This window comes from Streptomyces sp. NBC_00012 (genome assembly GCF_045040875.1).
In the GTDB taxonomy this organism is placed as follows: Bacteria; Actinomycetota; Actinomycetes; order Streptomycetales; family Streptomycetaceae; genus Streptomyces.
In genome coordinates, this window is sequence record NZ_CP108310.1 from 1,005,140 (window position 1) to 1,021,818 (window position 16,679).

Consider the following 16,679-nt stretch of genomic DNA (forward strand, 5'->3'; position numbering starts at 1 on the left):
ATCAGGATTCGCCGTCGCCCAGCGCCATCTGGATCAGGCTCTCGGCGTCCATCTCGTCGATCGACTCGGTCTCGTCGCCCGCGGGCGGAGGGGTTTGCGCCCCACCGCGCCGGTCCGCGAGCTTCAACAGGGTGTCCAGCACTCCGGCGGCCCTGAGTTGGTCAAGCGGCACTGTCGCCAGTGCGCCACGGACGGCGGCCTCGTCCAGGTCGTCATGGCCGCCGGGGCCGCCGTCGGTGCGTGTCCCGTCCCCCTCGGGGAGCAGCTTGCTCCGCAGGTACGTGACCAGCGCCGTGGGCGTCGGGTGGTCGAAGACCAGTGCGGCCGGAAGCCGCAGGCCCGTCGCCTCACCCAGTCGGTTGCGCAGCTCCACCGCGGTCAGGGAGTCGAACCCGAGGGTGCGGAACGCCCGGTCGGACCGTACGTCGGTGGGTGCGGCGAGCCGCAGCACGGTCGCCGCCCGCTCCTGCACGAGTTCCAGGAGCAGGTGTTCCTGTTCGAGTCCGGAAAGCTCGAGGAGGTTCTGCCGCAGCGTCTCGGCGCGGTCGGCGCCGGTGGACGCGGACGCGCCGTCCGCCTCGTCCTCCTCGGGTGCGAGCGCCGCCCGCACCTCGGGCAGGTCGCCGATCAGCGGGCTCGGCCGCAGGGTCGTGAAGGCCGTGGCGAATCGCGGCCAGTCCACGTCGACCGCGACCACCGGTGCCTCGTCGTGCTCGATGGCCTGCTGCAGCGCGGTGATCGCGAGGCCGGGCGCCATCGGTGCCAGGCCGAGACGGGTCAGCTGCTCGCCGGTGTCGCCGGCGGCCATGCCACCGTCGGCCCACTGGCCCCATGCCACGGATGTGGCGGCCCAGCCGCGGGCACGGCGGCGCAGGGCCAGCGCGTCCAGTGCCGCGTTCGCCGCGGCGTACCCGGCCTGCCGGGCGCTGCCCCACACTCCGGCGATGGAGGAGAACAACACGAACGCGTCCACCGTCCCGCCGAGCAGCTCGTCGAGGTGGGCGGCGCCGGCCGTCTTGCCCGCGAGGACGTCGGCGAACGCTGCCGGTTCGGTGTCGGCCAGGGCGGCGCTGTCACTGACGCCCGCCGTGTGCACGACCGCGCGCACGGGGTCGCCCTCGGAGTTCAACCTCTCGATCAGCGCGGCCACTTGGCTGTGGTCGGCGACATCGCAGGCCTCCACCGTCACCTTGGCGCCGAGCTCCGTCAGCTCCGCCTCCAGCTCGGCCGCTCCGGGGGCCGCGGCGCCCCTGCGGCTGGTCAGGACGAGCCGTTCCGCTCCCCGTTCCGCCAGCCATCGGGCGACGTGGCCGCCCAGGGCGCCGGTACCGCCGGTGATCAGTACGGTGCCCTCGGGACGCCACGGGCGTACGGCGGGCGCTCCGTTCAGCGGGGCGCGGACGAGGCGTCGGCCGAACGCACCTGCCGAACGCACCGCGATCTGGTCCTCGCCCGCGCCGCCGACGTCGCCGGTGCCCGGTCCGGATGCCTCCGCCGTCCGCCCCGCGAGGATTCCGCACAGGCTGTCGGCGATCCTGGCGTCGACCCCGTCGGCCGGCAGGTCGACGAGACCGCCCCAGTTTCCGGGGCGCTCCAGGCAGACGACTCGTCCGACGCCCCAGACCTGGGCCTGCGCCATGCTCACCGTGCGGTCCGTGGTGCCGACCTGGGCGGCGCCCATGGTGGCGCACCACAGGGGCGCCTGGAGCTCCACGTCGTCGAGGGCCTGCACCAGCGCGAGCGTCGACGTGACGCCGACGGGAACCGCGGGGTGTACCGGGTCGGGCGCTTCGTCCGCGCCGAGGAAGGACAGCACACCGCCGATGCGGGACGGGTCGACTGTGCAGCTTTCCGTAGGGTTCCCCTCCAGGAGTTCACCGAGAAGTCCGGCGAGCGCCTTGCGTCCGGCGTCGGCGGAGGACACCGCCAGGGTCACGACGTGGGCACCGTGCCCGGACAGGGCACGACCACAGGCGGAGACCGAGGCGTCGTCCCGCAGCACGTCGGGAACCAGGACGATCCATGTGCCGGACAGTTCGGCCGACTTGGCCTTCGGCAGCGGCTTCCAGTCGACGCGGTATCGCCAGCCGTCGACGGTGGAGCTGTCGCGGCTGTTGCGCCGCCAGGAGGCGAGGGCCGGCAGGACCGCGCGCAGCGGCTCCGCCTCGGCCTTGTCCAGGGTGCCCATCAGGGCGTCCAGATCCTCACTCTCGACGGCCTGCCAGAACTCCGCCTCGTGCGGAGCCATCCCGCTCTGCTCGGGCGCGGTGGTGTCCGTGGTCTCGGGCCAGTAGCGCTGCCGTTGGAAGGGGTAGGTGGGCAGGTCCACATGCGTGGCCCGCTGCCCCGCGAACACCGCCTCCCAGTCCAGCTCGACACCATGAACGTGTGCTTCGGCCGCCGAGGTCATGAAGCGGTGCGCCTCGTCCTCGTCACGACGCAAAGTGCCCAGGGCGACCGCGTCGCTGTCCGCCTCCTCGAAGATCTCCTGCAACCCCAGATTCAACACGGGATGCGGGCTCACCTCGATGAACACGGACAGACCATCACTGGCAGCCGCCCGCACCGCCCGCTCGAACTCCACCGTGGAGCGCAGATTCCGGTACCAGTAACCGCCGTCCAGACCCGACGTGTCATCCAGCAGCGCACCGGTCAACGTCGAATAGAACGGCACCCGGCCCGACACCGGCACCACACCCGCCAGCAGACCCGCCAGCTCCTCCTCGATCAGCTCCACCTGAGCCGAATGCGACGCATAATCCACCGCGATCCGCTTCGCCCGCACGCCTTGTCCCGTGCAAGAGGCCACCAGCTCATCCAGCGCCCCCGGCTCACCCGACACCACCACCGACGACGGACCATTCACCGCCGCCACCGAGATCCGGCCGTCCCACACGGTCAGGCGCTCACGCACCTCCGCCACCGCAAGCGACACCGACACCATCCCGCCACCACCCGACAACGCCAGCAGAGCCCGCGACCGCAGAGCCACCACCCGCGCACCGTCCTCCAACGACAAGCCCCCGGCGACCACCGCCGCCGCGATCTCACCCTGCGAGTGACCGATCACCGCCGCCGGCACCACACCACACGCCCGCCACAGCTCGGCGAGCGACACCATCACCGCCCACAGGACCGGCTGCACCACATCCACCCGGTCAAACCCAGGCGCACCCTCCCCGCCACGCACGACATCCAGCAGAGACCAGTCCGTGAACGACTCCAACGCCGCACCGCACTCCGCCATCCGCCCCGCGAACACCGACGACGACTCCAACAACCCCGCCGCCATACCCACCCACTGCGCACCCTGCCCCGGGAACACGAACACCGGACGAGCCGAGGAACCGGCCACACCACGCACCACACCCGCGCCCGAACCGGCGCCCAGCGCCACCGACTCCAGACCCGACCGCAGCTCCTCCACACCACCCGCAAGCACCACCGCACGATGCTCGAACCGCGACCGGCCAAGCGCCAACGACCGCCCCACAGCAGACAACTCCGCCAGTGAGCCACCGCCATCAACAGCCAGCCGCAACCGCTCCGCCTGCGCCCGCAGCGCATCCTCCGACTTACCCGACAGCACGAACGGCACACCCGCACCCACCACCGGAGCAGACCCGTCGGCCACCGACACCGACACCACAGACTCCAGCTCCGGAGCCTGCTCCACGATCACGTGCGCGTTCGTGCCGCTGATCCCGAACGAGGACACCGCAGCACGGCGCGGTGCGCCCGTATCCGGCCAGGCACGCTGCTCGGTGACCAGCTCCACCGCTCCGGTGGACCAGTCCACCTGCGGCGTCGGCTCGTCCACATGGAGCGTCTCGGGCACCAGCCCGTGCCGCATCGCCTGCACCATCTTGATCACACCCGCCACACCGGCAGCCGCCTGCGTATGACCGATGTTCGATTTGATCGAACCCAGCAGCAACGGCCGGTCCTCCGGACGCTCCTGCCCGTACGTCGCAATCAGCGCCTGCGCCTCGATCGGGTCGCCCAGCCTTGTACCCGTACCGTGCGCCTCGACGACATCGACATCTGTGGCGTCGAGTCCGGCGTTGGCCAACGCGGCCCGGATCACCCGCTGCTGCGACGGACCGTTCGGAGCCGTCAGACCATTGGACGCACCATCCTGGTTCACCGCGGAACCACGGACCACTGCCAGGACCTGGTGCCCATTGCGGCGGGCATCGGAGAGCCGCTCCACGAGGAGCATGCCGACACCCTCGCCCCAGCCGGTGCCGTCGGCCCCGGCCGCGAACGACTTGCAGCGACCGTCGGGGGCGAGCCCACGCTGGCGGGAGAACTCCACGAAGGTGCCCGGCGTCGCCATCACCGTCACGCCACCCGCAAGTGCCATCGAGCACTCGCCCGACCGCAGCGACTGGATCGCCCAGTGCAGCGCGACCAGGGACGACGAGCACGCCGTGTCCACAGTGATCGCCGGTCCCTCCAGACCCAGCGTGTACGAGACACGTCCTGACATCACGCTGCCCGCGGTGCCGGTGCTGAGGTAGCCCTCCAGGCCCTCTCCGACCGTGCTCGCGTGCGCGGCGTAGTCGTGGTACATCAGGCCGGCGAACACGCCCGTGTCGCTGCCCCGCAGGGCCAGCGGGTCGATGCCCGCGGACTCGACCGCCTCCCACGACGACTCCAGGAGCAGGCGCTGCTGCGGGTCCATCGCCAGGGCCTCGCGCGGCGAGATCCCGAAGAACGCTGCGTCGAAGTGCGTGGCGTCGTGCAGGAACCCGCCCTCGCGGGTGTACGAGGTCCCTGGGCGGTCGGGGTCCGGGTCGAAGAGTCGGTCCACGTCCCAGCCGCGATCGGACGGCAGGCCCGATATGGCGTCCCCAGAGGTGGACAGCAGCGTCCACAGGTCCTCCGGGTCGGTGACCCCGCCGGGGTAACGGCAGCTCATGCCGACGATCGCGATCGGGTCGTCGTCCGCCACGGCGACCGTGCCCCGTACCTCGGCGGGCCCCTGCTGGGTACCGAGCGCCTCCGCCACCATGAAGTCGGCCAGCGCGGCCGAGCTGGGGTAGTCGAATACGAGCGTCGCGGGCAGCCGCAGGCCGGTGACGGCGCTGAGCCGGTTGCGCAGCTCCACCGCGATCAGCGAGTCGAACCCGAGGTCGTTGAAGGCGTGCTGCGGCGCGATCGCGTCGCCGGAGGTGTGCCCCAGAGCCTGGGCGACCTCGTCACGCACCAACTTCAGTACGTACTGGTGGCGTTCGGTTTCGGGGAGTGCGAGGAGCGTACGCGCGAAGGACTCGGACTGATCCGCACCCGACTCCGCCACCCGCCGACTCGGCACCCGCACCAACCCACGCAACAGCAACGGCGTCAACTCCGGACGCGCCCGCAACGCCGCCAGATCCACCCGGACCGGCACCACCACCGACGCATCCACACCCCCCGCCACATCGAACAACCCCAAACCCTGACCCGACGACAACGGCACCAGACCACCCCGCGCCAACCGCCGCAGATCCCCCTCACCCAACTGCCCCGTCATCCCACTCGCCTGCGCCCACAACCCCCACGCCAGCGACTGACCCGCCAGACCCTCACCACGCCGCACTTCCGCCAACGCGTCCAGGAACGCGTTCGCCGCCGCATAGTTCGCCTGACCCGCACCACCGAACACACCAGCCGCAGACGAGAACAGCACAAACAACGACAGATCCAAGCCACGCGTCAACTCATGCAGATGCCACGCCGCGTCCACCTTCGGACGCAACACCGCACCCAGACGCTCCGGAGTGAGAGAGGACAGCACACCATCGTCCAGGACACCGGCCGTGTGCACGACACCCACCAGCGGATGCCCGGCAGGTATGTCTCCCAGCACCGCCGCCAGAGCCTCACGGTCGGCCACATCACACGCGGCCACCCGCACCTCAGCACCCAGATCAACCAGATCCGCCACCAACTCTGACGTTCCCGGAGCCCGCTCACCACGACGCGACACCAGAAGCAGATGACGCACACCCCGCTCCGTCACCAGATGCCGGGCCACCAGACCACCCAGAACGCCACTGGCACCGGTCACCAGGACCGTGCCCCCACCATCCAGATCACCCACCGGCCGCTCAGCCGCGGCAACCGCCCGGGACAGGCGCGGCACGAACACCTCACCGCCCCGCACCGCCACCTGCGGCTCACCCGAAGCCACAACGGCGGACAGCAGCGTTTGTGGTGTCTCATCCCCGTCGAGGTCGACCAGGACGAAACGGTCCGGGTTCTCCGACTGCGCCGAACGCAGCAGACCCCACACCGCAGCCTGCACCGGATCCGGCACCTCGGACTCACCACAGGCAACCGCACCCCGCGTCACCACGACCAGCCGCCCCTGACCAGCCTCCTCATCCGCCAGCCAGCCCTGCGCCACCTCCAACGCCCGCACCGCCACCTCATGCGCCCGCGCAACCACACCCTCCGCAGTACCCGCGGCACCCACGCTCAGGTCCTCGACCCGCACCCCAGACGCATCCACATCCACATCCGCAGGCACAGCCACCGCCGACCACTCCACCCGGAACAACGCATCCCGAGCCACATCACCACCACCCGCACCCCGCAGCCTCTCTGGCGAGATCGAGCGCATGGCCAGCGAGTCCACCGACGCCACCGCGGCGCCCGTGCCGTCGGCCAGCAACAGGGACACCTCTGCGCCGTGGCGGCGGAGCCGGACGCGCAGGGCGCGGGCGCCGACCGCGTGCAGGGAGACACCGGACCACGCGAACGGCAGCTCGACGGCGCCCTCGCCGTCCTCGGGCCGGCCCTGCGGGCCGAGGCCGATCGTATGCAGCGCGGCGTCCAGCAGGGCGGGGTGCAGGCCGAACCCGTCGACGCCGGTGTCGCCGGGCAGTGCGACCTCGGCGTAGAGGTCCTCGCCGTGCCGCCACGCCGACCGCAGCCCTTGGAAGAGCGGACCGTAGGCGTAGCCGGTCTCGGCGAGGGTCTCGTAGTGGGTGTCGACCGGGATGGCCTTGGCCCCGGCCGGCGGCCACTGGGCGAGGGTCTCCGCGGTGGGCGGGGCGGTGGACAGGTTCTGCCGGGTCACCGTTCCGGTGGCGTGGCGGGTCCAGCCGTCGTCCTGTGCGTCGGCGGGGGCGGAGTAGAGGTGCACCGTGCTGCGGCCCGAGGGGTCCGGAAGCGTGGCGGTCACCTGGATCGCGACGGCACCGGCGTCCGGCAGGACCAACGGCGCCTCGATGGTGAGCTCTTCGAGCAGGTCGCAGCCGATCTGGTCGGCGGCGTGCAGCGCGAGGTCGACGAACGCCGTGCCGGGCAGCAGGACCGAGTCGAGCACAGTGTGGTCGATGAGCCAGGGGTGCGTGTCGGACGACAGCCGTCCGGTCAGTACCAATCCATCGGTGTCCGCCAGGGTCATCGCCCCGGACAGCAGGGCGTGGCCTGCCGGGCGCATGCCTGCCGAGGAGACGTCGGTGCTCGCCCCGTCGGCCGGCGCGAGCCAGTAGCGCTGCCGTTGGAAGGGGTAGGTGGGCAGGTCCACGCGGGTGGCCTCCTGCCCCGCGAACACCGCCTGCCAGTCCAGCTCGACACCATGAACGTGGGCTTCCGCCGCCGAGGTCATGAAGCGGTGTGCCTCGTCGACGTCGCGGCGCAGGGTGCCCAGCGCCACCGCGTCGTCCCGGCCGGCCTCCTCGAAGGTCTCCTGCAGGCCGAGGTTGAGCACCGGGTGCGGACTGACCTCGACGAAGACCGTGTGCCCGGCGTCCAGCGCCGCGTGCGCGGCCGATGCGAACCGGACCGTGGAGCGCAGGTTGCTGTACCAATAGCCGCCGTCGAGTTCGGCCGTGTCCAGCGGGCCGCCGGTCACCGTGGAGAAGAACGGCACCGTGCCCGAACGCGGGGAGACGCCCTTCAGCGCTTCGGCCACCTCGTCCGCGATGGACTCGACCTGGGCCGAGTGCGAGGCGTAGTCCACCTCGACGCGCTTGGCGCGCACGCCGACGGCCTTGCAGGAGTCGACCAGTTCGGCCAGTGCGTCCGACTCGCCGGAGACGACCACCGAGGCGGGGCCGTTGACGACGGCCACAGAGATGCGGCCGTCCCAGGCGGCCAGTCGCTCACGCACCTCCTCCAGAGGCAGCGACACGAACACCATGCCGCCCTTGCCGGAGAGTTGGAGCAGCGCCCGGGCGCGCAGGGCCACCACACGCGCGCCGTCCTGCAGCGACAGGCCACCGGCGACGCAGGCCGCCGCGATCTCGCCCTGGGAGTGGCCGATGACCGCCGCGGGCGCCACGCCGCAAGCCCGCCACAGCTCGGCGAGGGAGACCATCACCGCCCACAGGACCGGCTGGACCACGTCGACGCGGTCGTAGCCCGGGGCGCTCTCCTCGCCGCGTACGACGTCCAGCAGAGACCAGTCCGTGAACGGCTCCAGCGCCGCCGCGCACTCCGCCATCCGCCCCGCGAACACCGGCGAGGACTCCAGCAGCCCGGCCGCCATGCCCACCCACTGCGCACCCTGACCCGGGAACACGAACACCGGACGCACGGGTCCGTCCGCGGCGCCTTGTACCAGGTCGGGGGTCGCTCCGCCCGCCGCGAGGGCCGCAAGACCGGAGCGGAAACCGTCCGCGTCCTGTGCCACGACCGCCGCCCGATGGGTGAAGCGCGCCCTGCTCGTCGCCAGAGCCCGACCGAGCACGGCCGGTTCGGGTGCCTGCGTGCCGTCGATGAGCTGCCGCAGCCGCTCGGCCTGGGCCCGCAGTGCGTCCTCCGACCTGGCGGACAGCACCAGGGGCACGTCCCCGCTCACGACGGGAGCGAGAGCGGCGGCGGGTGCCTGGTCCAGGGCCTGCTCCGGAGCGTGCTCCGTGACCTGCTCCGGAGCCTGCTCCAGGATGACGTGGGCATTGGTGCCGCTGATGCCGAACGAGGAGACTCCGGCCCGGCGCGGCTCGCCGGTCTCCGGCCAGTCGGCCGGCTCGGTCAGGAGCGCGACCGTCCCTGCCGACCAGTCGACCTGGGGTGTCGGCTCGTCCACGTGGAGGGTGCGCGGCAGCACTCCGTGGCGCATCGCCATGACCATCTTGATGATGCCGGCGACGCCTGAAGCGGCCTGCGCGTGGCCGATGTTGGACTTCAGCGAGCCGAGCAGCAGCGGCCGGTCCTCCGGGCGCTCCCGACCGTACGTCGCGATCAGCGCCTGCGCCTCGATCGGGTCGCCGAGACGGGTACCCGTGCCGTGCGCCTCCACCGCGTCCACCTGCGACGCCGACAGACCGGCGTTGGCCAACGCGGCCCGGATCACCCGCTGCTGCGACGGACCGTTCGGAGCCGTCAGACCATTGGACGCACCATCCTGGTTCACCGCCGAACCACGGACCACCGCAAGGACCCGGTGCCCATTGCGGCGGGCATCGGAGAGCCGCTCCACGAGGAGCACGCCCACGCCCTCGGACCAGGCGGTGCCGTCGGCGCCAGCGGCGAAGGCCTTACAGCGGGCGTTGACGGCGAGGCCGCCGTGCCCGCTGAACTCCGTGAAGACTCCCGAGTCGGCCATGATCATGGCTCCGGAGGCCAGCGCCATCGAACACTCGCCCGAGCGCAGCGACTGGATCGCCAGGTGCAGCGCGACCAGCGAGGAGGAGCAGGCCGTGTCCACCGATACCGCGGGCCCTTCCAGGCCGAAGGTGTAGGCGACGCGCCCGGACACGACACTGCCCGCAGTCCCGGTCAGCACATGCCCGGCGACACCTTCCGGCAGTTGCGCGAGCGAGGTGGCGTATCCGGAGGACGAAGTGCCGGTGAAGACGCCGGTCCGGCTGCCGCGCACCGTGGCGGGGTCGATGCCCGCGCGTTCGAAGACCTCCCAGGAGGCTTCGAGGAGCAGCCGCTGCTGCGGGTCCATCGCGAGCGCCTCACGCGGCGAGATGCCGAAGAAGCCCGCGTCGAACTCCGCGGCGTCGTAGACGAATCCGCCCTCCTGGGGCAGGCCGTCGGCCCCGCCGTCCGCGGTGGTCGGCAGTCGCCAGCCACGGTCCGTGGGGAAGGCCGCTATGCCGTCCGTCCCCGTGGTGACGAGCTGCCACAGGTCCTCCGGCGAGCTGACGCCGCCGGGGTAGCGGCAGCTCATCGCCACGATGGCGATGGGTTCGTCGCTGTCCGCCGTGCCGGTGCGCACCACGGCCGCGGACGTCCCGTCCGTGCCGGGCGTCTTGACCAGTTCGGCGTGCAGATGGTCGGCCATGACGGTCGGCGTCGGGTAGTCGAAGATCAGTGAGGCGGGAAGCCGCAGGCCGGTGGCCGCGCCCAGGCGGTTGCGCAGTTCGACGGCCGTGAGCGAGTCGAAGCCGAGGTCCTTGAAGGCCCGGTCCGGGCGCACGGCGCCCGCCGACGTGTGCCCGAGCACCGCGGCGGACTGGCTGCTCACCAACTCCACGAGGGTCTGCCGCCGTTCGGCCTCGTCGAGTCCGTGCAGCCGCTGGACGAGGGTGGAGGCCGTCTCTCCCGCAGCGGCCGCGCCGCGCCGCCTGCCCTGCCGGCGTGCGCCCGCGAGCCCATCGAAGAGGGCGGGCCGTGCGGTCCTGCCGCGCAGGGCCGCCGGGTCCGGCTTCATCGGTACCAGCAGCGCTTCGTCCACGGCCAGGGCGGCGTCGAAGAGCGCGAGGCCCTCCTCCGCCGTCAGTGCGCGCAGCAGCCCGCCGCGCGGGGTGCGTCCCGCGTCCGTCCCGCGCAGTTGGTCGATCATGCCGCCGGCCTGCTCCCACGGGCCCCAGGCCAGGGAAGTCGCGGCGAGGCCCTGGGCCCGTCTGGCCCGGGCCAGGGAGTCGAGGAAGGCGTTCGCGGCCGCGTAGTTGCCCTGTCCCGGCGCCCCGAGCAGTCCGGACGTCGAGGAGAAGAGGGCGAACACGCGCAGGTCGAGGTCGCGGGTGAGCCGGTGCAGGTGCCAGGCCGCGTCGAGCTTGGGCCGCAGCACCGCCTCAAGACGGTCGCCGGTGAGCGAGGAGATGACGCCGTCGTCGAGGACTCCGGCGGCGTGGACCACGCCGGTCAGCGGGTGCTCGGCGGGGATGCCGGCGAGCAGCGCGGCGAGCGCGTCGGCGTCGGCGGCGTCGCAGGCCGCGAGGGTGACGTCGGCGCCGAGTCCGGTGAGTTCGGCGGCCAGCTCCCGTGCGCCCGTGGCGGCCGCGCCGTTCCGGCTGGTGAGCAGCAGGTGCCGGACGCCGTGCGCGGTGACGAGGTGCCGTGCGAGGACAGCTCCGAGCGCTCCGGTGCCGCCGGTCACCAGGACGGTCCCAGTGCCGTCGAGCGACTGCGGGACGGTCAGCACCACCTTGCCGATGTGGCGCGCCTGGCTGAGGAACCGGAAGGCCTCCGGGGCGCGGCGCACATCCCAGTCGCGCACCGGCAGCGGGCGTAGTGCGCCGCGTTCGAAGAGCGCGACCACCTCGGCCAGCATCTGTCCGATCCGCTCGGGTCCCGCCTCGATGACGTCGAACGCCCGGTAGTTGACGCCGGGGTGTGCGGCGGCGACCGCTTCCGGGTCGCGGACGTCGGCCTTGCCCATTTCCACGAACCGGCCGCCGCGCGGCAGCAGCCGCAGCGAGGCGTCCACGAACGGTCCTGCGAGGGAGTCCAGTACGACGTCGACGCCGCGTCCCTGGGTGTCGGACCCGAACTGTTCCTCGAACTCGAGCGTGCGCGAGGACGCGATCCGTTCGTCGCTCAGCCCCAGTTCCCTGAGGGTGTCCCACTTGCCCTGGGAGGCCGTGCCGTAGACCTCGGCGCCCAGGTGCTGTGCCAGCTGGACGGCGGCCATGCCCACGCCGCCCGCGGCGGCGTGCACGAGCACCGATTCGCCGGGCTGCAGCGCGGCCAGGTCGACCAGGCCGTAGTAGGCGGTCAGGAACACGATGGGGACCGAGGCCGCCTGGGTGAACGACCAGCCGTCGGGAATCCTGGCGACCATCCGGTGGTCGGTCACCGCGGTCGGCCCGAAGCCGCCGCTGAGCAGGCCCATGACGCGGTCGCCGGGCGCGATCCCGGTGACATCGGGGCCGACCTCGACGACGACGCCCGCGCCCTCGATGCCCATCGTGGCGCGTCCCGGGTACATGTCGAGCGCGATCAGTACGTCGCGGAAATTCAGCCCTGCGGCGTGTACGGCGACGCGTATCCTGCCGCTCTCCAGGCCGTCGAGGGCCTCCGGGTGGGGCAGCAGGCCCAGGCCGTCGAGGGTTCCCCTGTTCTCGCTGTCGAGCCGCCAGGCGGGGACGCCGGGCGGCGGCAGCAGTGCGCCGTCACGCCCCGCGCGCACGAACCGGGGTGCGTACAACGTCCTTCCGCGCAGGGCGAGTTGCGGCTCTCCGCTGTCGAGCGCCGTCCGCAGGGCCGGTACGTCGAGTGCGTACGGCTCCTCGGCGTCGAGCAGGACGAATCGGTCCGGATTCTCCGACTGGGCCGAACGCAGCAGGCCCCACACGGGGGCGGCGGCCAGGTCGGGCGCAGCGGCCGAGCCGGGCACCGTTGCCACGTCACCGTCGGGGCCGGCTGCACCCCTGGTCAGCACCAGCAGCCGGGCGGCGTCGAACCGCGGGTCGGCCAGCCACTGCTGCACGAGTGCGAGCGCGCGGTGCGCGGCGTGGTACGCGGCGGTGTCGTCGTCCGCCCCGGCGGGACGTGCGGTGAAGTCGGCGATCACGACGTCGGGCACATCGGCACCGCCGTCCACGTCATCGCCCAGCGCGGCGAGGTCCACGAAGGCGTCGAACGCCTCGAAGGCCGCGGGCCGCCCGTCCTCGTCGGCAGCGAGCGCGACAGCCCACCGCGCCTCGTCGGACGGCCGTTCCGCCCTCGGACCGGCTTCGGCGACCTCGGTCCAGTCCAGCTGGAACAGCCCGTCCATGGCGGCCGTGGCCCGGGTCCCGAACTGTTCGGCGGACACCTCGCGCATTGCCAACGTCTCGACAACCGCCACGAGTTGACCCGCGCCGTCCGCCAGGTGCAGCGACACCGCGTCCCGTCCCGCCGGGCTGATCCGCATTCGCAGCGTGGTGGCGCCGGTGGCCCGCAGACAGACTCCTCCCCAGGAGAACGGCAGCCAGCCGCGTCCGTCGGCGTCAACCGGTTCGCCGGCCGCATCCCGCTCCGCGGCGCCGCCGAGCAGCCCGCTCACCGCAAGGGCGTGCAGTCCGGAGTCGAGCAGCGCGGGGTGCACGCCGAAGCCGGCCACGTCGAGGTCGGCCACCGCCACTTCGGCGAGCACCTCGTCGCCTCTGCGCCAGGCCCTGCGCAGCCCCTGGAAGGCCGGGCCGTAGCCGAACCCGCGCGCGGAGAGCTGCTCGTACACGTCATCGACGCCGATCGGGGTGGCGTCCCGCGGCGGCCATACCCGTAGCTCGTCCCGCACGAGCGACGCGGCGGCGTCCTCCGCTGCCGCGTCGGCCGGCGCGAGGAAGCCCGTGGCGTGCTGGGTCCAGTCGCTCTCGTCCTCGCCGTCGGGCCTGGAGTGCACACCGACGGACCGGCGGCCTTCCGCCTCCGGGGCACCGACCACCACCTGGACCTGGACCCCGCCGGACGCGGGGAGCACCAGCGGCGCCTGCAGGGTCAGCTCCTCCACCGTTTCGCAGCCGACGCGTTCGCCCGCGTGCAGTGCGAGGTCGACGAAGGCCGTGCCGGGCAGCAGCACCGCACCCATGACGGCGTGATCGGCGAGCCACGGCTGCCGCTGCGCAGACAGCGAACCGGTGAACAGGAACTCGTCGGTGTGCGCGAGACCGACCGCGGCACCGAGCAGCGGATGCTCGCCCGTACGCAGTCCGAGCCCGGTCACGTCACGGGGCGCGGCCCAACTGCTCCTCGGCCAGTAGCGCTCGCGCTGGAAGGCGTAGGTGGGCAGGTCCACGCGACGGGCGCCCGTACCGGCAAAGTACGCCTGCCAGTCAACTGCCCCTCCGCTTACGTGAAGTTCAGCGAGGGCATTGAGCAGGCTCTCCGGCTCGTCGCGGTTCTTGCGAAGGGCGGGTACGAAGGTGAGCTCGCCGGAGTCAGAGGCAACGCAGTCCTGCGCCATGGCCGAGAGCACGCCGTCCGGACCCAGCTCCACGAACGCGGTCACGCCGTCCGCTTCCAGGGTACGAATGCCGTCCAGGAAGCGCACCGCCTCACGAACGTGCCGGACCCAGTACTCCGGGTCCTGGACGTCCTCGGCGGACAGAACCTCACCTGTCACGTCGGACACGATCGACAGCTGCGGCGCGTTGAAGGTCAGGCTCGCCGCGACCGCACGGAAGTCGTCGAGCATCGCGTCCATGCGCGGCGAGTGGAAGGCGTGACTGACCCGCAGGCGCTTGGTCTTGCGGCCCTCGCCCTCGAAGTGCGAGGTGATCTCAAGAACCGCCGCCTCGTCGCCGGAAATCACCGTGGAGCGTGGGCCGTTGAGGGCCGCTATCGAGACGCCCTCGACCAGCAGCGGCAGGACCTCGTCCTCCGCCGCCTGCAACGAGACCATCGCGCCGCCCGCCGGGAGCGCCTGCATCAGACGACCCCGCGCCGCCACCAGCTCCGCCGCGTCCTCCAGGGACAACACTCCGGCCACGTGCGCGGCCGACAGCTCACCGATCGAGTGACCCAGCAGATAATCCGGCTTCACACCCCACGCCTCTACGAGACGGAAGAGCGACACCTCCAGCGCGAACAGGCCCGCCTGCGTGAACTGCGTCCGGTCCAGCAGCTCACCCGCACCCTCGCCCTCGTCGAAGACCACCTCACGAAGCGGCGTCTCCAAGTGCCGGTCCAGCTCCGCGCACACCGCGTCGAACGCGTCCGCGAACGCCGGGTACGCCTCGTACAGCTCCCGGCCCATACCGGCCCGCTGCGAACCCTGACCCGAGAACAGCACCGCCACCGGCTCGTCCTCGCCCGTGGTGGAGCCCACCGCGTCGGCGGTGCCGGGGTCCTCCGCCAGTACCGCGGCGCGACGCAGCAGGGTCTCGGTGTCCTTGCCGATGAGGACGGCCCGGTTCTCCAGCGCGCTCCGGGTCCGCGCCAGCGAGTAGCCGATGTCCACGGCGTCGAGGCCGGCGCCGTCGGCGTGCGCCAGCAGGCGTCCGGCCTGGGCGGCGAGTGCCGGCAGGGACTTGGCCGAGAGCAGCCACGGTACGACCGGCAGGGACACCGTCGCAGGCTCGGTGGCCTGCTCGGCCTCCGGCGCCTGTTCCAGGATCACGTGCGCGTTGGTACCGCTCATGCCGAACGAGGAGACGGCGGCGCGGCGCGGCTCGCCCGTCTCCGGCCACTCCACCGGCTCCGTGAGCAGTTCGACGGCCCCGGCCGACCAGTCCACGTGGGAGGACGGCTCGTCGACGTGCAGGGTGCGCGGCAGCACGCCTTCGCGCATCGCCATGATCATCTTGATGACGCCCGCCACACCCGCGGCACCCGCCGTGTGACCGATGTTCGACTTCAGCGAGCCCAGCCAGAGCGGCCTCCCGCCGGTGCGCTCCTGGCCGTACGTCGCGATGAGGGAACGCGCCTCGATCGGGTCACCGAGGCGGGTGCCCGTGCCGTGCGCCTCCACCGCGTCGACCTGCGCGGCGGAAAGGCCCGCGTTGGCGAGGGCGTCCCGGATGACGCGCTGCTGCGAGGGGCCGTGCGGAACGGTGAGCCCGCTGCTCGCGCCGTCCTGGTTGATCGCCGAGCCCCGGATGACGCCGAGTACGCGGTGGCCGTTGCGGCGGGCTTCCGAGAGGCGCTCGACCAGCAGCATGCCGACGCCCTCGCCCCAGCCGGTGCCGTCCGCCGCCTCGGCGAACGCCTTGCACCGTCCGTCCTCGGCGAGGCCCCGCTGCCGGGAGAACTCCAGGAACGCGCCCGGGGTGGCCATGACCGCCACGCCGCCCGCGAGCGCCATGGCGCATTCGCCCTGGCGCAGTGCCTGGGCGGCCCAGTGGAGTGCCACCAGCGACGACGAGCACGCGGTGTCCACGGTCGCGGCGGGGCCCTCGAAGCCGAGGGTGTAGGCGATGCGGCCCGACATGACGCTGGCGGCGCTGCCGATGGCCAGGTAGCCGCCGAGTTCGGCCGTGTCGTTGTGCAGGAGCGAGGCGTAGTCCTGCGCGTTGGATCCGATGAACACCCCGGTCCGGCTGCCGTGCAGGGATACCGGGTCGATTCCCGCCTGTTCGAAGGCCTCCCAGGAGGTTTCGAGGAGGAGTCGCTGCTGCGGATCCATCGCCAGTGCCTCGCGCGGCGAGACACCGAAGAACTCGGCATCGAAGTCACCGACGGAGCTGAGGAATCCGCCCTGATTGGCATAGGACGTGTCCGGGTTGTCCGGGTCGGGGTCGTAGAGCCCTTCCACGTCCCAGCCGCGGTCGTCGGGGAAGTCCGATATCGCGTCGACGCCGTCGGCGACCAGCCGCCACAGCTGCTCGGGCGAGCGGACGTCACCGGGAAAGCGGCAGCTCATGCCGACGATGGCAATCGGCTCCTGCTCCTCGGACTCCGCCTCTTGGAGCCGCTGCTTCGTCTGGCGAAGCTCAGCGGTCATCCACTTCAGGTGGTCCAGGAGTTTCTCGTCACTCGCCATCGAAACAGCACCGCCCCTTGAGAAAAGCTTGGTTTGCACACGCGTTCACCGGTTCGGTCAGAACTTCCCGAACTCGCGTTGGATGAGGTCGAACATCTCG

General features: G+C 72.0%; 1 protein-coding gene. It reads right to left on the minus strand.

The genetic code is table 11. The features are described 5' to 3' along the window. Position 1: 1 nt before the first annotated feature. Positions 2 to 16,618 (minus strand): type I polyketide synthase, encoded by a 16,617-nt coding sequence (locus OHA19_RS43670; protein WP_405753514.1) that lies wholly within the window; start codon positions 16,616 to 16,618, stop codon positions 2 to 4. Positions 16,619 to 16,679: the final 61 nt, after the last annotated feature.